This is a genomic window from Arthrobacter sp. 10N43 (genome assembly GCF_056394525.1).
Genome location: NZ_JBFTIA010000007.1, coordinates 35,556 through 54,012, shown reverse-complemented (window position 1 = coordinate 54,012; position 18,457 = coordinate 35,556). Strand labels below are relative to the sequence as shown.

Annotated in this window: 10 protein-coding genes; 5 read left to right on the top strand and 5 right to left on the bottom strand. The window is 63.4% G+C overall.

The genetic code is table 11. The features are described 5' to 3' along the window. Positions 1-85: 85 nt before the first annotated feature. From AC1DDO_RS15045 to AC1DDO_RS15035, 3 genes are all read right to left on the bottom strand, one after another. Positions 86-220, bottom strand: a complete 135-nt coding sequence (locus AC1DDO_RS15045; RefSeq protein WP_476867851.1) for a hypothetical protein — start codon at positions 218-220, stop codon at positions 86-88. Positions 221-958: 738 nt separating this feature from the next. Continuing rightward, the gene (locus tag AC1DDO_RS15040; RefSeq protein WP_441409180.1) at positions 959-1,543 is read right to left on the bottom strand and encodes a histidine phosphatase family protein; all 585 of its coding nucleotides are present in this window, start codon (positions 1,541-1,543) and stop codon (positions 959-961) included. Then, the gene (locus AC1DDO_RS15035; RefSeq protein WP_441409179.1) at positions 1,544-3,022 is read right to left on the bottom strand and encodes a CCA tRNA nucleotidyltransferase; all 1,479 of its coding nucleotides are present in this window, start codon (positions 3,020-3,022) and stop codon (positions 1,544-1,546) included. A gap of 171 nt (positions 3,023-3,193) precedes the next feature. On the opposite strand from AC1DDO_RS15035, the gene AC1DDO_RS15030 reads away from it, so the two are divergent. The 5 genes from AC1DDO_RS15030 to trxA all read left to right on the top strand — a co-directional run bounded on the left by AC1DDO_RS15030 (position 3,194) and on the right by trxA (position 9,131). Further along, a complete protein-coding gene (locus AC1DDO_RS15030) occupies positions 3,194-3,742 on the top strand; it encodes an NUDIX hydrolase (protein WP_441409178.1) in 549 nt (182 codons plus the stop codon). Positions 3,743-3,813: 71 nt separating this feature from the next. Next, a complete protein-coding gene (gene murJ / locus AC1DDO_RS15025) occupies positions 3,814-5,877 on the top strand; it encodes a murein biosynthesis integral membrane protein MurJ (RefSeq protein ID WP_476972190.1) in 2,064 nt (687 codons plus the stop codon). Between the two features lie 172 nt (positions 5,878-6,049). After that, positions 6,050-7,615 (top strand): ABC transporter substrate-binding protein, encoded by a 1,566-nt coding sequence (locus AC1DDO_RS15020; RefSeq protein ID WP_476867848.1) that lies wholly within the window; start codon positions 6,050-6,052, stop codon positions 7,613-7,615. A gap of 193 nt (positions 7,616-7,808) precedes the next feature. After that, positions 7,809-8,765, top strand: coding sequence for a thioredoxin-disulfide reductase (gene trxB, locus AC1DDO_RS15015; protein ID WP_476867847.1), 957 nt, complete (start codon positions 7,809-7,811; stop codon positions 8,763-8,765). 39 nt (positions 8,766-8,804) lie between these two features. Next, positions 8,805-9,131: a thioredoxin gene (trxA, locus tag AC1DDO_RS15010; protein WP_091248528.1), complete on the top strand. Its 327-nt coding sequence runs from the start codon at positions 8,805-8,807 to the stop codon at positions 9,129-9,131. A gap of 6,907 nt (positions 9,132-16,038) precedes the next feature. Here trxA and AC1DDO_RS15005 read toward each other — a convergent pair. Next, positions 16,039-17,319 (bottom strand): ParB/RepB/Spo0J family partition protein, encoded by a 1,281-nt coding sequence (locus tag AC1DDO_RS15005; protein WP_476867846.1) that lies wholly within the window; start codon positions 17,317-17,319, stop codon positions 16,039-16,041. A gap of 68 nt (positions 17,320-17,387) precedes the next feature. Beyond that, positions 17,388-18,455 (bottom strand): ParA family protein, encoded by a 1,068-nt coding sequence (locus AC1DDO_RS15000; RefSeq protein ID WP_476867845.1) that lies wholly within the window; start codon positions 18,453-18,455, stop codon positions 17,388-17,390. Positions 18,456-18,457 lie beyond the last annotated feature (2 nt).

Below are 18,457 nucleotides of genomic sequence, written 5' to 3'. Positions count from 1 at the left end.
GCTTAGACAGGGGAGAGCCCGTGCGTCGCCGCACGGGCTCTCTGGTTTCATGATCAGCCATCAGGTGTCTCCTTCGCTCTGGGGTTCAGCGAATCAGGCCGGCCTGATGCATGGCGAGGAACGTGTCGTCGCGCATTTGGTCCAGGAGCTGGCCGTTGAAGCGGGATGGCTCCCTGCCTGCGGACTTCCGGAACAGGATCGTATAGAGCTTGTTCAGCATGGTTGCTACCTCCTCTCGGGGACTTGATCGGCGCGGATCAGCGCGGTTAGGGGCAGGTGCGGCGGTGCTGCGGGCTGGAGCAGTAGTCACGGGGACCTTTCGTGGATGGGGATTGCGGGCCGGCCGGGGATCAACCTGGAATGTCCAGGCGAATACAATCGGACGCCTTTTGGGCATGAAAAATAGAGCCATAGATGAAATGAATTCGAATAGCCGATTCCGGGCGCGACTAATAGCCGAGAAATTACCGGGCTTAAATTAAGCCGAAATTCCGGATGCCGAGAGATATTCGATGGGAAATGGCCCCTGGACGCGGTAGCGCTGAAAACCCCAACAAGAAGCTGGGTTCCGAACTATAGGGGTGTCTGCGCAACCGCGTGGTTCCGCCTGTTCAGGCTGCTGTTACCGGGCTTTCCGTCGAGGAAGCCAGTTGCCGCCGGCCCCGGGGAGAATTACCGGGACGGGAAGGCGTCAGGAAACAGTCAGTCCGACATTTGGGCGCGGCTCAGCGAACGAGGCCGGGATCGCGGTGGTGGAGTACATCCGTCCGCTAGTCAAAGTAATCATCATTTTCCCAACCTCCTTTTCTGTTCTGCCGTGGCTCCGGCTGACTGGCCGGGCGACGCGCGCCGTGACCCCGGCAAGTCGCTCTGGGGTCAGAAATAAAAATACACTATGAATGTGGCAGTTGCCTACCGAATTCACAAACTTTCTTGGACTTTATTTTGTAAACCGGATTTAGAGTCCCCAGCGCACGATTGCGGGCGTCTTCTTGTCCCATCCCAGCGTGCAGACTTTTGCGGTCCCCAACACGAAATGCCGGCCCTCGCGCGGGTCAAGTCCGAGCCAGCGCGCGGTGAGGATACGGGAGAAGTGTCCGTGCGCGACGATCAGCACGTTGTCCAGGCCCGACTCCAGCACGCGGGCCACGATCTTGTCCGCCCGGGCGGCAACGTCGTCGAGCGCTTCACCGTTCGGCACGCCGTGCGTCCAGATCAGGTATTCGGGGTTGTCCTTGCGGATGAGGTCCGAGCTGATGCCCTCGTAGTCGCCGTAGTCCCATTCCACGGCCAGCGGCTCCAGCTGGGCGTCGGGGTAGCCGGCGAGTTCGGCGGTCCGGCGGGCGCGGCGCAGGGGTGAAGTCAGCACGAGGTCGAAGTCGACGGTCTCGAGCACCCTGCGCGCCTCGACGGCCTGCTGCTCGCCTTCCACCGTGAGGGGCATGTCGGTGAGGCCGGTGTACTGCCCGCTCTTGGACCACTCTGTTTCACCGTGGCGCAGGATCCACAGTTGGGGTCGGGGGCCGTTGGCTGGTGCAATCACTTAGGACTCCTCTGTGGTGGAAGGTTCGACGCCGGCGGGCGCCGCCTCGGGCTGGGCCGCCCACCAGTCCCGCAAGCGGGATTCGGCGACGGCGGGATCGAGCGGACCGTGTTCCATGCGCTCTTCCAGCAGGAACTTGTAGGCACGGCCCACGACCGGGCCGGGCTTGAGGCCCAGCATGGCCATGATCTGGCCACCGTCCAGGTCCGGGCGGACGGCGTCGAGGGATTCCTGTTCGCGCAGCGCCGCAATCCTGTCCTCGAGGTCGTCATAGGCGAAGGACAGCCGGTCGGCCTTGCGCTGGTTCCTGGTGGTGACGTCGGAGCGGGTGAGCCGGTGCAGGCGCTCCAGGAGCGGCCCGGCGTCGGTGATGTAGCGGCGGACCGCGGAATCGCTCCAGCCGGCCTCGCCGTAGCCGTAGAAGCGCATGTGCAGCTCCACAAGCCTGGCCACGGCCTTGATGGTGTCGTTGTCGAAGCGGAGCGCCTTCATGCGTTTGGCGGTCAGTTTGGCGCCCACCATGTCGTGGTGGCGGAAGCTCACCGCACCGCCGGGTTCGAAGCGGCGCGTGGCCGGCTTGCCGACGTCGTGCATCAGCGCCGCGAACCGCAACACGAAGTCCGGGCCGGGCACCGGGCCGTCCGCCTCCGTTTCGAGGGCGGCGGCCTGTTCCAGGACCTGGAGCGAGTGCTGGTAGACGTCCTTGTGGCGGTGGTGCTCATCGGATTCGAGCCGCAGTGCCGAGACTTCAGGCAGCACCAGGTCAGCGAGTCCGGTGTCCACCAGCAGATCCACGCCCGCCCTCGGATGCGCGGCGCAAATGAGCTTGGTCAGTTCATCGCGCACGCGTTCAGCCGAGATGATGCTGATCCGTTCCGCCATCCGGACCATAGCCTCGCGGACATCGGCGTGCAGCGACACCCCGAGCTGGGCCGCGAACCGTGCCGCGCGCATCATGCGCAGGGGATCGTCGGAGAAGGACGTTTCCGGCGGCCCCGGCGTGTTGAGGATCGAGGCGTGCAGGTCGCGGACACCGCCGAAGGGATCGACGAGCTCCAGCATGGGCAGCCGCAGCGCCATGGCGTTGATCGTGAAGTCGCGCCGGAGCAGGTCATCGGTGAGCGATGTTCCGAAGGCCACCACCGGCTTGCGGGACTCAGGATCGTAGGCGTCGGCACGGTATGTGGTGATCTCGATCTGGAAGCCGCCCTTGCGCATCCCGATCGTGCCGAAGGCGCGGCCGATTTCCCAGTAGTTGTCCGCCCATTTTTTGATAAGGGCAACCGTCTGGTCCGGGTTGGCGTCGGTAGTGAAGTCGAGGTCGGGCGAGATCCGGCCAAGGAACAGGTCACGGACGGGCCCGCCCACGAGGGACAGTTCGTGGCCGGCGTCGACAAAGCGCTGCCCAAGCTCCAGAACCACCGGATCCACCTGGAAGGAAACGGTGTGGGAGTCAGTCTTGTGATGTGCGTGCGCCATAGTTACTTAAGCTTGTCAGAAAACCGCGCCAGCACCACACCGGAACCCGCCAGGATCCGGCCGGTTCGTAACGATTGCCGACGAACGGGCGCAGTCCTACTTTCCCGGCCGTCCACTTTCCGGCCATGTTTAGGTCATCAACAGCGGGCAAGAGTCGTTAGAGTGGACATCATGGCCCATCCCGTACCGAGCGCTCCCGGCAGGAGGACAAACGCACCGTTGCCGTCGGCAATAGGTGCCAACGTCGCGCCTGTCCAGCACACGGGCCACGCTTCCCTGCCCACGGTCGAGGAAATTTCCGCCGGAGGCGTCGTGGTGGACATGTCCGATTCCGACCTGCGGGTAGCGATCATCGCCCGTCTCAACCGCGGCGGCCGCCTCGAGTGGTGCCTGCCAAAGGGGCACCCGGAAGGCAAGGAAAGCAACGAGGAAGCTGCCGTCCGCGAGATCGCCGAGGAAACCGGGATCGAGGGCAAGATCCTCGCACCCCTGGGAAGCATCGACTACTGGTTCACCGTGAGCGGGCACCGCGTCCACAAGACGGTGCACCACTACTTGTTGCGTGCCACGGGCGGGGAACTCACCATCGAAAACGATCCGGACAAGGAAGCCGTGGATGTCGCATGGGTTCCCATCCAGGAGCTGGCCCGCAAGCTGTCCTTTCCGAATGAGCGCCGCATCGCGGACCTGGCCAAGGAAGTCCTCCCGGAGGACCGCTGAACGCCGCCGGAGCCACCGTCCGCGGGCATCGATAGCGACTTATGCCCCGCCCGGGTGAGACGATGAAGACGATGTCATCAGCCAAACCCGCCCCCGTCCCCTCCGGCTCCGCCGATTCCAAGGCTGTCCAGCCCGGAGAAGCCCGTTCCAGCGCCATCATGGCCGCCGGCACGCTCGTGTCGCGTTTCCTGGGCTTCGCCAAGACCTGGATGCTGGCGGCCGCCCTGGGCCTGGGCTCTACGGTCAACGACACGTTCATCAACGCCAACAACCTTCCCAACCTGATCTTCCTGCTGGTGGCGGGCGGCGTATTCAACGCTGTCCTGGTGCCACAGATCATCAAGGCCAGCAAAGCGCCGGACAAAGGCGCGGACTACATCAGCCGGCTGCTGACGCTGGCGGTGCTGGTGCTGCTGGTACTCACGCTGCTGGTCACGCTGCTCGCACCTCAGGTCATTCAACTGACCACCCAGGGCTACTCGCCGCAGCAGAAGGCCCTTGCGGTCTCGTTCGCGTTCTGGTGCCTTCCCCAGATTTTCTTCTACGGCCTGTACGCCCTGCTTACCCAGGTCCTGAACGCCCATGGAGCCTTTGGGCCCGCGATGTGGGCGCCTATCATCAACAACATCGTGGCAATAGCCGGCCTGGGTATGTTCATCGCCATCATGGGCGCCAACGCCGTCAACCCCCACACGATCGACAACTGGGGGTCCACCCAGACCATCCTCGTGGCCGGGTTCTCCACGATCGGCGTCGTCGCGCAGACCGCCATCCTGCTCATTCCGGTCTTCAGGCTCCGGCTGGGTCTCCGGCCGCGCTTCGGCTGGCGCGGGGTGGGGCTCGGCCATGCCGCGAAGCTGAGTGTCTGGACCCTGGCGACGGCCGCCGTCGGGCAGCTGGCGTTCCTGTACGTCATGCGCATCGCCACCATCCCGGGCGCGGAGCGCCTGCGCCTGCAGCAGGCAGGGGATCCGGCGGCAGACTCCATGCCCGGCAACGCCGTGCTGGAGGTGGCCAGCCAGCTGTATCTGCTGCCGCATTCCATCATTGCGCTGTCCCTGGCCACCGTGCTGTTCAACCGGATGACGCGGGCGTCGCAGGAGGGGGACCGGGCTGCACTGCGCAGCGCGCTCTCACACGGACTGCGGACCATGGCAGTCGCCACTGTTTTCGGGGCGCTGGCGCTGTTCGCGCTGGCCGGACCGCTGGGCATGTTCTTCTCCGGCGGCGTGCGGCAGGACGGCGTCATGCTGGCCCAAACCCTCACTATCCTCGCCCTCAGCACCCCCTTCATGAGCGCCAACTTCATGATGTCGCGGGTGTTCTATGCCAACGAGGACGCCCGGACGCCGTTCTTCATCCAGCTGGTGCTGGCCCTGGTCAACGTGGTGGCCGCTTTCGCGATCCAGTTCCTGGCCTTCGATAAGATCATTTTCGCGATCGCCCTCCTCTATACCGGAGGCAATATCCTCTCCGTGATCGTCAGCGCGTTTTTCCTGCGCCGGCTCCTGGGCCACCTGGACGGCCCCCGCATCGCCAACTCCTACATCCGCATGGGCTACGCGGCGCTCGGGTCCGCCCTGGCCGGAGCCGTGGCCCTGTGGCTGCTGGGCAGCTACAACCCGGACGGCTACGCCTGGAGCGACCGGATCGCCGCCTTCGTGACGATCGTCGTCGTTGGCCCGGTGATGCTGGTTGTCTATTTCCTGCTGCTGAAGGTTTTCCGGGTCACCGAGCTCCAGGACCTCCTGCAGCCGCTGCTTGGCCGGCTCCGGCGCAGGGCGGCCGAGCCGGTTCCCGAGGCGGGCACTGAGCCGCAGGCCGGCGGCGCAGCAGAAGTGCGGAGGGCGCCGGAGCGGGCCACGATCTCCGTGGATACCGGCCTGATTCCGCGAATTTCCGGTGGGTTCGACGCCGAGTCGTTCCGCGCCGGTCCCGACATCCGGGAAGAGGACTCGTTCCCGTACGGCCGTCCGGCCGGTCCGGAGGGCGGCTACCTGCCGGCCGAAGACCTGCCCAGCACCGCGCTAGGCGGTTTGGGCCGGGGCGATGCTCCCTTGCCGGGCCGCCGGACCTACCAGGGCCCGGCCGGCCACAACCCCTATTTCCCGTTTAGCCGGAAAAAGAAAAAATAAAGCCCTGCTCCGTTTCAAACCGCCGTGCTCACACGGCCTGGACAGAGCATCGGCTAGGATCGAAGACTAACAAGGGAAGTTGCGGACCAGCGGTCAACCGGCTTACCGGAGGGCACACGGTCGCTCTCAGAGTGACCACGTCGGCAGGTCCCGGACAGTCTAGGAGGAGCCCGTGTCCCACCCGATCGATGTCGGATCAGTACTCGGTGGCCGCTACAAGGTCACTGCCACCGTACTGACCTCACATGACCAGGATCTGGTGCTGGACGGTGTGGACCAGGTGCTCAACCGTCCCGTAAGCATCCTCGTCGCCGGGCCCGGCAATGCCGACCAGGTGGCCCAGAGCGCCCGTGAAGTGGCCACCGGCGAACGTCCGGGCAACGTGCAGATCCTTGACCTCGGCGTCAGCGATTCCACCACGTATCTGATCACCAACCACACCTCCGCGGCGGACCTGCTGGATCTTGTGGTGTCCTCCAACCCGCCCTACGTCGAGCCCTTCTTCACCGACACCCTGGGCAGCGAGATCTTCGGGCAGGCCCGCTCCCACGAACCCGAAACCTACGACGGACTCTACGACGACGAGGAAGTCGACGCCGGGTACATCGACTACGGGAAGGCCCAGCCCGCAGCCGGCCAGCAGCCGGTTTCCCCGACGGCGCCGCCAGCCGCGGTACCCTCCCGGCCCACATCTGCACCGTCGGCCGTTACGGGCGCGGCGGCAGCAGCGGGAGCCGCAGCCGCCAGGTCTCCCAAAGCACCCACAACCGCGCCGCAAGAGACCGCGGCACACACAACGGCGCCGCAGCCCGTCCAGGAAGGCACAGCGCCCCGCCAGGCCGAGCCGGTAACGCCGCAGCCGGCGACAGCCGCGGCACCCAAAGTTTCTTTGTGGTCCGAGGACGACTACACCGGCGAGGACTACGCCGACGCCGATCAGCGCGGTGGCGGAGACCGCCACGGAGGCGCAGCTGCCGCCGGACTGGCTGGAGCCGGTTACGCGGCCGCGGATCGGGCTCCGGGCCAATTCCCCGCGTCTGCCCGGGCCCAGGTCGATGAGGACGAGTACGAGTACGAAGAGGAACCGCCCAAGGAACCGCGATCCATGCGCTGGCTGGTGGGTGGCCTGCTGGCTGCCGTGCTGGTGGTGGGCCTCATCTTCGCCGTCACCAACCTTGGCAGCCTCTTCAAGAGCAGCCCGCAGACGACCGCCGCGTCCTCCGCGCAGTCCAGCGCACCGGAACAGTCGACCGGGCAACCGTCGTCGACCGCCAGTGAGGCACCTGCCGCCGGGCCGCCCGTCATCGATGACGTGACGCGACTGGGGAACTTCGACTTCGCCGGAAATTACGACTCCGACCTCGTCAAGACTTTTGACGGCAACGGCGCAAGCTACTGGTCCGACATGGAATTCGCCACCGACGACTGGGGCGGCCTCGCCTCCGAGGTTCCGCTGGTGGTCAAGCTGAAGGACCCCTCTAAGGTCTCGTCCGTCACCCTGAGCCAGCTGGGCGCCTCCGGCGGCAGCATCAGCGTCTTCACCAATGACAAGCCGTCGCTGGACGGCGCAAAGCAGATTGGCAGCAACAGCTTCACCTCGCCGGATCTGACCATGCCGCTGGCCGAACCGGTCACCGCGGAGTACGTGATCGTGTCCATCAAGAAACTCCCGAAGCTGGCTGCTCCCAAGACCCGCTACGGCTACGGCCTGCGCCTGGCCGAGATCAAGGTTCAGTAGCCGAACTCGTCCGTTGGCGGCCCTGTCACGCGGGGCCGTCTCCGGCCTCGGCGCGGGCAACCCGGTACCCTGAGTAGTGGTGTTGCTCCGTGACGCCCATTTCGGCCCGGAATATTCAATGCCCGGCAAGAGTTGTGCCATGTGGCCGGCCATCAAGGCGGGCGCATCGACAAAGGAAGAGGTTCACCGTTCAGTGAGCAACGCAGAAAACACTGCCTCCGAAGTACGTGATGTCATCATCGTCGGCTCCGGCCCGGCGGGCTACACCGCAGCGGTGTACACGGCGCGCGCGAACCTGAAGCCGCTGCTCCTGGCAGGCTCGGTTACCGCCGGCGGCGAACTGATGAACACCACGGACGTGGAGAACTACCCGGGGTTCCCCGACGGCATCATGGGCCCGGACCTCATGGAGAACTTCGAGAAGCAGGCCGCCCGGTTCGGCACGGAGATCCAGTTTGAGGACGTTACCGAGCTGGACCTCGACGGCGACATCAAGACTGTCACGATCGGCACGGGGGAGACGTTCAAAGCCCGCTCCATCATCCTCTCCACCGGCTCCGCCTACCGTGAACTGGGTTTGCCGAACGAGAAGCGGCTTTCGGGCCACGGCGTCAGCTGGTGTGCAACCTGCGACGGCTTCTTCTTCAAGGACCAGGACATCGCTGTGATCGGTGGCGGCGACTCCGCCATGGAAGAGGCACTGTTCCTCACCAAGTTCGCCAAGTCCGTGACCGTGGTGCACCGCCGCGACACCCTCCGGGCCTCGAAGATCATGGCTGACCGCGCCCTGGCCCACGAGAAGATCAACTTCGTCTGGAACTCCGGCGTGGAGGATGTCCTGGGACAGGACAAAGTGACCGGATTGCGGTTGAAGAACCTGGTGGACGGCGCGGAAACCGAACTGGCCGTGACCGGTGTCTTCGTGGCAATCGGCAACGATCCGCGGACCGACCTGGTCAAGGGCAAGCTTGAGCTGACCGCCGAGGGAACCATCGCAGTGGACGGCCGCACCTCGAAGACGAGCGTCCCGGGCGTTTTCGCTGCCGGCGACGTCATTGACCCGACCTACCGCCAGGCGATCACTGCGTCGGGTTCCGGCTGTGTTGCGGCTCTCGACGTCGAGCACTACCTCGCAGATTTCCACGCCTAAACGGCGCGCAGCAAACCACCGAAGAGAGAGACAAGGGTTATGAGCAACGCAAAAGACGTAACTGACGCAAGCTTCAGCACTGACGTGCTGGCCTCCGACAAGCCTGTCATCGTCGATTTCTGGGCCGAATGGTGCGGCCCCTGCCGCAAGCTTGGACCGATCCTTGATGAGATTTCGGTCGAGTACAGCGAAAAGGTCGATGTGGTCAAGGTGAATGTTGACGACAACCCGGCCATCGCCGCCGAATACGGCATCACCTCTATCCCGGCCGTCTACCTGTTCCAGGGCGGCGAGGTCAAGAGCACGGTGATCGGCGCCCGGCCCAAGCAGTTCTTCGAAAAGGAATTCGCGGACGTCCTGTCCTAGTTCCAGCTCGTAGTCAGCCCGCTGTGGGCTGAGTGAAAGTGGCCCCCGCTTCTCGCGGGGGCCACTTTTTTGTTGTGCTCCAGTGCCCCGCAGGGGTGCCCGCAGAGGGGAGTGGCCGGGTACTGGCCGGCCCGATGTCGCCTGTCGGTCTCACTGGGCGAAATTGCAAGCGAAAAAGGTTGTCTTTGGGGATGGGTTTCTGTAGATCGACCATTCTCGCTGAGCGATCGAATTTCGCGTTGAGGGAGGCTCCGACCCGCCCTCTTTTTCTGTTGGTCGGGCGAAGGACTTCCTTGATTGCACGGCCTGTCGGCGTGTTTCACGTGAAACATAATTCAGTCCCCGAATAGTCGTCGCTTGTGACATCCTGGATGGTCAGCGGCGCACTTGTATCGGATACTGATTGGCTGCCGACATGCGATCGTGCTCCGATCAGCAAACCGGTGGTTTCCGGCAGCCGAGGTCTCTTCGCGGAATCCGGGCGGATCTGGGTCGAAAAGGGCTAAAAGTGTACTGGCCCCGCGGTGACGGAACACGCGGCATTGGTGCCCGTTTCACGTGAAACATTCACTGCTCACGACTGACTGAATTTGGCGCAAATGGACGTCAAACGTTGGATGAGCCGCTGCTCCGGCAGTCTTTGAAACAACGGGCGATATGACATATGGGGCCCATCCCGCCGTGAGCTTCGTTTGCACAGCGAATGTGTTGCAAGTGAACGCGCCGGCAGCTGATTGGCATTCGGTGGTGATTCGATCGTCATTTTAACTTGCAACTGAAGGACCCCTCGATCCCCACCGCCCAGCCTGATCGATCTCGGTCCTCTGGCAGGTCTGGGGGACCACATGAGTGAAGTTCAGACCAGCGGCGCTTCACTGCGATGACTATTTCCATCACCGCACCGGACGCGCGGACCGAATGGTAGGCGATGTTTCACGTGAAACAATGCCACGCAGCGCCGGAGAACTGAGAGGGGCATCCTCGGACAAGTGCGTCTCCTCGGACAGTGGTTGTTGCAAGAAAGGGGCAACAGAGTTTCGATATCCCATGTTTCACGTGAAACAGTCTTGCAACCAGCCGCCAAGCGGTAAGGGACCTCGAAGGCAAGTGACAGTTGACTCTCAGATAACCCATTGACCATATTCTCTGTCTTGTTGTCCAACATATTTGTCGGCCGGATGGGAAGCTTGGACTCATCAGGCCAATGCCGACCCGCTAGTTCTCCACGACCGTCCAGGGGAGAGCTACTCCCGGGGGTACGACCACGCAGTCCGCAGGAGCGGACACCGACAAAGCCACGACGAGTGCGGGCGAAGTAGAGACTCATGGCCAGCAACCGATCTCCCGAGGGACCACTGCCATCCAATCGGGACATGGACCCTCCGATTCAAAGCCCATTCTCAATGCTGCACCACGGGAGAACCGCGCTGCTCCTCCACGGATTGGGGCAGAAAGTTGGCGCTGCTCCGTTTCACGTGAAACATGGCGATCGATTCGGCCCGGCCTGAGGGTAGGCAGCCGCTTACACATGCCGTTGCCGCGACGCCGCCAGCATCAATCCCTGTTCGGTTCTGGCGGCGTCGGACCAGAGCGAGCCAGGGGAGAGTTGGCCCGCAAGCGGAGTCAAAGGGGCCACCCAGGGGGGAGCACTCGGCCTGAGCTCAGGCCGCCGCCTACGCCTGCAGGCCATCCCACCCTCGGCCAATGCAGGAGCCCTCAGGTCAGGACAACTCGGCACCCGGGCTCAGCAGCAAGGGGCGGACCGTGAGCCGAATCCGTCAGGCAGAACAGTATCGACCGCCGGTTGCTCCTCGGCGCCAGCGTTCCCTTGCATCCCGGAATGCCAGAACCCCGACGGCTTGCGGATCCAGCCCACGAACTCCGGCGTTCGCACTGCTGAAGCAATGTCTACGGCGCTCGGCTCCCTTTCAGTCCATCGCTGATGGGCGACCGGCGGTTGACTTTCCTTAGTGGTTCGCGAGGAATCATGTTCACACCGGCTCCCACGATCAGCATTCAGCGTCCGGCTTTCAGCAGTTTGGCCGAACATCGCGCCGCCGGCTCACGCGAGTTCGGGTCGCGATCCTCGCGAGTCTCCGTCTAGATGACCGGTAGTTGGGGGACCCCTCGATTGCACCTGCCTCGACCGCGGTCCAACGGGTCCGTCCCCCTTCCTTGTCGATCACAGTCTGAGCTCACGTCGACAGCCAGTTCAGCACCGGTTGGTAGATCAAATGCTGGGTCCAGGCTCCCAACCAGTTCAGCAGAGGTTCGTCGATCAAGGGCTGAGCTCACGTCGCCAACTAGTTCAGCAATGACTGGTCGATCAAGTGCCGGGTCCAGCTCTCTCATCAAGTCAGCAACGGTTCGTCTATCAGCCGCGTACTTTCCACCGGACCATCGGGGCGTCCTCGTCCCTGGACTACTTCGCTAGCGGTCCCGTCCCCACTCCGCCTAAGCTCTGTCACGGCCCATGAACCCATGCTTGCTCCGGCGATCAATTTGCTCCGGGGCTGATGAAGAGGGCACAGCCCGTCTGCCGGTTCGTCTCCCGAACGGTGCCCGGAGTTCCCGTGCGGTGGACAGGGACGACCTTGACTCCTCCCCATCTCCTAGTTCACGTCAATCACCCTCGCCGCCGAATGGCACTCTCGAACGGCCCTTCGACAACACAGTCACGGGATCACGTCTTCCTTGGCCCTGCCAATCGTTCACGACCATCCCGGAGCTGGGAGGGGAGACTACGGATTCCTGCGTGTCCAACCGCAAAGAACCAGGGGCTTCAGAAGCAAAGGGCTGGTGCTTCGCGGTCATCGCCCGGACCATCGCCGCTGCCCACCAGGGCGGAAAATTGGGGGTCACGGAAGGCCCTCGCTCATGCAGACCGGGCGCGTCCAGACGACCCGGACTCTTACCGACTCGCCGATTTCCACCGTGTTCTCCACAGAAGTTATTCACATGGTTATCCACAGGGTCTGAGAGATTATTCACACCCGTTTTGAACTGGCCAGTATCCGTCAATCGATGCCCCCGACGCTGCCTCGCAGGCGAGTGTCCTCGACGACATATAACGGTCAGAAGAAGCCGCTCAGCGTTCGGGCGGTGCGGCGGAGAGAACAGGCCTGAGAGAGCGGGTATTTAACCCTAGGACGGCGATTTGATACGTACTCGCCGCAGTTTCTCCGGTAGCTGGTGCAGTCGGGGATCTTGTTTCACGTGAAACATGTCACCGGCAGGGATATCGAACGCTCACGCAATTGCCTCGACCTCGAAGGGGCCTCCGGTACGACCGTCGGAGCGGGCCGGAGCATGTGGGTAATCCACAAAGTTATCCACAGCAATATCCACCGCTGTATCCACCGCCGAAACCGCCCAGGTCAGACAGGGGCGCGCACCCGAAGCGACCCCTGGCGCTCACGCGCTGCTCCGCCCAAACCGCATGTCGCGCACCCCGGGACATCGAAGGGACAGCTCATTTTTGCAGCGCCGACCGCAGTACCCGCGCGCACGTCGCCGCTCCAGACGGTGAGGCCGAGATGCGCCCCGTTTGACCGAGCCGCTTCGCAAAGCGGCCTGCGCACCACATCGGTACACAGCCCCAGCGGTTGGAGGCACCAAGAGGATGAGCGGTTTCAACCCCAAGGCCAAGCTCATGGATGCCCACGTCCCGACCTCAATGCCGGGACGCCATCTGCGTGGAACCGTCGCAGTGCGACATCGCTTCAAGCGTCGACCGCTACTCTCGTTGGCATTGTTCGATATGGTCTCGTCGCAGACGGGAGCTGCGACGCGGCCATCAGGAGAGGGGCGTCCCCGCCCGCCGCACCGTCGAACAGGCGGCCGCGGAGTACAAGCCGTGGACGGGGCGCTGCCCTCGGAAGGGGAGCGGGTGTGCGCTGTCCCTGGAAGGGGGGGCGGATTCGTGCTGCCCGGGAAGGGGAGTGGATGCCGGTATGCCTGCCGGACGCCATTCGCTCGCTCAGTCATGAAGGCTCCAACTACCTTGCATCGCCCGTCGATGGTCACAAGAGAAGGATCACGCCATCCGCGGCTTTGCGCAGACCGCATATCGCCTCGATGCTGATCATCGCACCGACAGGCCAGGTGGCCAACCTCCCAGCCGTCTCGAGAGGTATGACCCCCGTACCTTTCGGCTCAGTAATGAGCACCATCGTTCGGCACGGCGATGACGCCTACCGTACGTGCTCGACCAGCGCTGCGGGGGAGGCACACATGCCATGGCTCCTCGAGTCGTCCATCTCCCGGCCGGCTCGGCTTGTCACACTGGGGGAATCGCCCGACGGGTCGTTGTGGTCAGAGGTGCCGGCGCCGAGGGCGATCATTCTTGCTCCACGGTCCCACAAGGTCTCGTGGCAAGGAGATCATAGGAGCCATCGTCCAAGGGGAAGGAACGCCGTTCCCCGGTGGTGGGCTGATGCGTAAAGTTCGATCGACGGACTGATGGACAGAACAGGTTCCCGGGACAAGAGTTACCGAACGGAAGGCGATCGCCGACCCAGCCCGCGAGTCGGGGGACAGGAGCTACCGAGCAGATCGCGATTGTCGCCCCAACCGGGAGTCGGGGCCTGCAGATCCATCCGGGCGTATCAGCCAGGCGACAGACGAGTCGCGATGCTCCGGACCGTTAAGTGGGTGACCATCTCCCGGGAGCATCGAAGCCGTCCTGGCATCTCCATAGGGGCTCCCGTCCGGCCCACTAGACCGACGATCAGAGCCAAGCGGAGACCTGACTAGGAAGAGCTCCAACATCAAGGACAAGCAGAGGTGGCACATGGCCTCTGGGGTGGTGTGGTGACGGAGGGCTCGCGGCTATGGTCAGGAAGTCGCGGACTGGACGAATGGATTGAAACCTCAGCTCTCGGCGCGTGGTGGATAGTAGTGATCTACGGAGTGCGGCGGAGGGCTGGCGGATAGCAGGTGGGCGAGGGCTCCGTGTCCTGCTTGTCTCAACTCTGGGCACTTAGACGAGAGTTGCCGGCTTTGGGTCGCGGCGGGAAATCAGCACTCGCCACTGTGGCGAGACTCAGTGCTACTCGTGGGAGCCTCGGCTCAGGGCACGAGGGCAACAGCCTGGTGTTTTACGGAGGAAGCGCAACTCTGGCGAGCTCTCCCCGCTCTGCCAGACCGTGGCACCCATACGCGCAGGCTCAACCTCATTCGACCAGCGCCTCGACCGCCTACCGTTTGGATCTGCTCGGGCCAGCTCACATCAAGCAACTTGCAGGCCTTGGGGGTGTCTCCACGGGCGCGCATCGACATCAGGGAGCGCTCGAGGGCGCGCGAGAGACGAAACGTTGCCCGCTCCAGTACCCTCCAAGGCTCACCCACACTCCGTGGACCGCCAGCGTGCGTGCATCTATTGGATCCACATCGCCCCGTTGCGTCCACAGGCGCAACGCAGTCAGCCAGCGCAGTACAACGAAGTGCAGTTCAGTCCAGCGCATTCCAGACCAGACCAGACCAATCCAGTCGGGAGTCCATTGCACTTCGCTGGACTCTGGACTGGGCTGAAATGTGTCCAGATAACGGCGACCGACGCCGTTGTGGAGTGAATCATGGGCATGAGCGGACGATCTCGCGACAGGGGAGTGTGCGCACAGGGCGTCATGTCGATTCAGCCGTCCCAAGTTGGTCCACTCTGCTCTGCAGTTGCCCCGCAGGTATCCGCGGAACTGATGTGGCTATTGGCCTGTCCCGTACCCGCATCGGCTGGAATGGACGAAGGATTTTTTGTCGAGGAGCGAAGGAGTAACCCCGGATAGCGTGCCATGTCGCCCCAAGTTCTCCGGCAGCTTCCGCGCTCATTTAGGAGCAAAAGTTCCCTTCGCGCCCAGCAGAGGCGTGGTTGACGGTCCAAAGAAAGTCGATTGCAAGAAGTAGATTTTAGAACTGGCCTCGCCGGCCAGAAGTGCGGGGGAGCCATTCCAGCCGGTTCGCGCCCTGCCGGCTCGATCACTGACATCCGGGAGAAATCCCCAAGCTGACAAGGGCGACTACGGGCCGGTGGTCATCCGGTCAGAGACTTCCGCAATCACGTGTTTGGTCGGAAGACTACCCACCTAGAGTCCGCGCCCAAGAAGGTCCGTTAGGCGGGGTGATGTCTGCTTGGTTTCACGTGAAACGGAGGCGATCCTGTTTCACGTGAAACATGGATCCTTCAGTTCGGATCGCACGGACACGACGCCAGGAGCGGTGCCCGGTTACGACAGCAGGGCCCCCGGTGCCGGCGCGGATTTCATACAGTAGTTCCTAACCGGCAATAGCCCCTTGCAGCCCGCAGCCTGCATCGAAGCGTACAGGGACTCAATAGCCCTCGGCGAAACGATCTGGCCGCATCAGCAGCAAAACCAAGGGCCGCATCCTGGCCCACAGAAATACCTGGCCCACCTAGTTCAAAGGGCGCCCACCCCCAAGACAGGCGTCGAGCCCCCAAGGAGAGCGCCCACCCCCGAGGCAGGCGCCGGGACCCTCCAACGAAGGAGCTTCGCCCCATGCACCGCTTAGCGATGCGCCGAAGTTGTCTCGCCATGCAGTTGCGCTCACACGTACGAGAGCAGGCCGCGCCCAGAGCGGGAACATATTCGGCTTCCGTGCCGTCAACAGGTCTCGACAGCGGCTTGGGGGTTACCTCGCCACCTACACGAGTTCCGTCCCCAAACTGCGAAGGACAACACCGAAACGCGGTTTGCCACCACAATCGAGACCCGGACATCCCGGCAGCTGGGCCGAGGGAGGGACAAGCGGAGAGTCCTCGAGGGAAATCGGCGATACACGGGAAACATCATCAGCAGCACAACAGCACCCACACCAGCATGGGCGCCAACAAAAAAGGAGGGTCTGTTTCACGTGAAACAGACCCTCCTGGGACTACGAAGCAGTCGGTGATCTAGCTGGGCGTCCCGGGCGTCAGCACATCCATGATGCGGTTCAGGTCCTCGACGCTGGCGAACTCAATGCTGACCCGCCCCTTGCGTGCGCCGAGGGAGATCTTGACGTTCGTATCGAGGCGATCGGAGAGCGACGATGCCAGGTAGTCCAGGCGCTCGTGGCGGGCGCCCGGCCGCGGGATGTTGTTCTTGGTCGGCGCGGCGGGGCTCTGATACAAAGTCACAGCTTCTTCGGTCGCCCGGACCGACATGCCTTCCGAAACAATCTTCTGCGCCAGCCGTTCCATTGCCGCAGCGTCCGGGAGTGCCAGCAATGCGCGTGCGTGGCCTGCCGAGATGACGTTTGCGGCAACACGACGCTGCACCAGCGGCGGAAGCTTCAGGAGACGGAGCGTGTTAGACACCTGGGGCCTTGAACGCCCGATCCGGTCCGCAAGCTGTTCGTGTGTGGTTCCGAAATCTTCAAGAAGCTGTTGGTAGGCCGCTGCCTCTTCGAGGGGATTCAGCTGGCTGCGGTGCAGGTTCTCCAGCAAGGCGTCGCGCAGAAGGTCATCATCGGTGGTGTCACGGACAATCGCGGGAATAGTTTCCAGCCCCGCGGCCTGTACTGCCCTCCAGCGGCGTTCACCCATGACGAGCTCATAGGGCTCGCCACCCTCTTCGGTTGATGTACGGACCACAATTGGCTGGAGGACGCCGATTTCCCGGACAGAGTGCACCAGCTCGGCCATGTCGTCCTCATCGAAGACGGAACGGGGCTGTTTACGGTTGGGGTGGATGTCCGTGACCGGAATTTCGGCAAACCGGACACCGGGCACGTCCACGAGTTCGACGGCGTCTTTGTCGCGCTGCTCGGAAGATGACTCGAACGGCAACTGCTCGTCGGCGTTGGGCTCAGCAGGCTTGGCAGCAGCAGGTGAGGACTTCGGGGCAGCAGTCTTGCGGGCCGGTGCCTTCTTGGACGCAGCCGACCCGGCGCCAGCGTCGTCGGCGCCGTCAGTCTCGGCGGCACCGTCGGCACCGTCGGTCACGTCGTCTGCAGGAGCTTCAACAGTCGCAGCAGAGGAAGCGCGGGTCTTGGCGGCCACCCCGGACTCTGAGGCCTCGGGGACGGGAGCGTCCTGGACGGGCTCGGCGTCGGAGGTCTTCTTGCGGGCTTCGGGAAAGAACAGGTCCACAGGCCTGGATGGGGCGGCACCGTTTCCGGAGGCGCTGGTCGCGGCGGAACTTGGAATGAGTGCGCCAAGTCCACGGCCGAGGCCGCGTCGCTTATCGCTCATGGATAAATCCCTCCAGTGGAAGAGCCGGGATTCACCTGGCTCTGGTTAGTGCAATTCTTGAAAAGATTCTAACGTTCTGCGATTTCCGCTGCGGCTTCCAGATAGGACAGGGCACCGCTGGAAGAAGGGTCATACGTCATGACAGTCTGCTGGTAGCTCGGCGCTTCGGAAATACGGACCGAGCGCGGCACCACGGCACCGAGCACCTGCTGCGGGAAGTGCTCCCGGACCTCGGCTGCCACCTGGGCGGCGAGGTTGGTGCGGCCGTCATACATGGTCAGGAGAATCGTGGAGACAACCAGATCGGCGTTCAGGTGCTTCTGGATCATCTCGATGTTCTTCAGAAGCTGGCTGAGGCCCTCGAGCGCGTAGTACTCGCACTGGATCGGGATGAGGACTTCGCCGGCGGCGCAGAAGGCATTCACCGTCAGAAGCCCAAGGCTCGGCGGGCAGTCAATGAAGATGTAGTCCAGCCGCTCTTCGCCATTCTTGGCGCGCTCCTTGGAATACACATCGATGGCGCGGCGCAGCCGCTGCTCCCGGGCCACCAGGCTGACGAGTTCGATTTCGGCGCCGGCAAGGTGGATGGTGGCGGGAGCACAGATCAGGTTGTCAATGTCCGGGCACGGGGCCACAACGTCCTTCAGCGGGACATCATTGATCAGGACATCGTAGATGCTGTCGACGTCGGCGTGGTGCTCGATTCCCAGGGCAGTCGAGGCGTTGCCCTGCGGATCGATGTCGATCACGAGCACGTTCAAGCCAGCGGCCGCCAAGGCAGCGGCGATGTTTACCGTCGTCGTCGTCTTGCCGACGCCGCCCTTCTGGTTGGAAACGGTGAAGATGCGGGTTTTCTCAGGCTTGGGCAGCTTCCGGCCGAGCAACCGCTCGCGGCGCTTGTTTTCGTGCGCGAGCTCCCGGGCGATGGGACTGGAATCGTCAATGGAGTCCAGGACGTTGCCCGTATGGGTAAGAGATGTTTCACGTGAAACACCGGCCATCCCGGTAGCCTTTGCAACCGAAGACGTGTGATTTCCGCCGAAGTCAAAAGCGGCGGAAGGAGCGGTAAACGCCCGTGCGGACCCCAGGGACATAAACGGCGGGATCCGTTGTGTGGAGGCCTCGCTACTGCTCACTA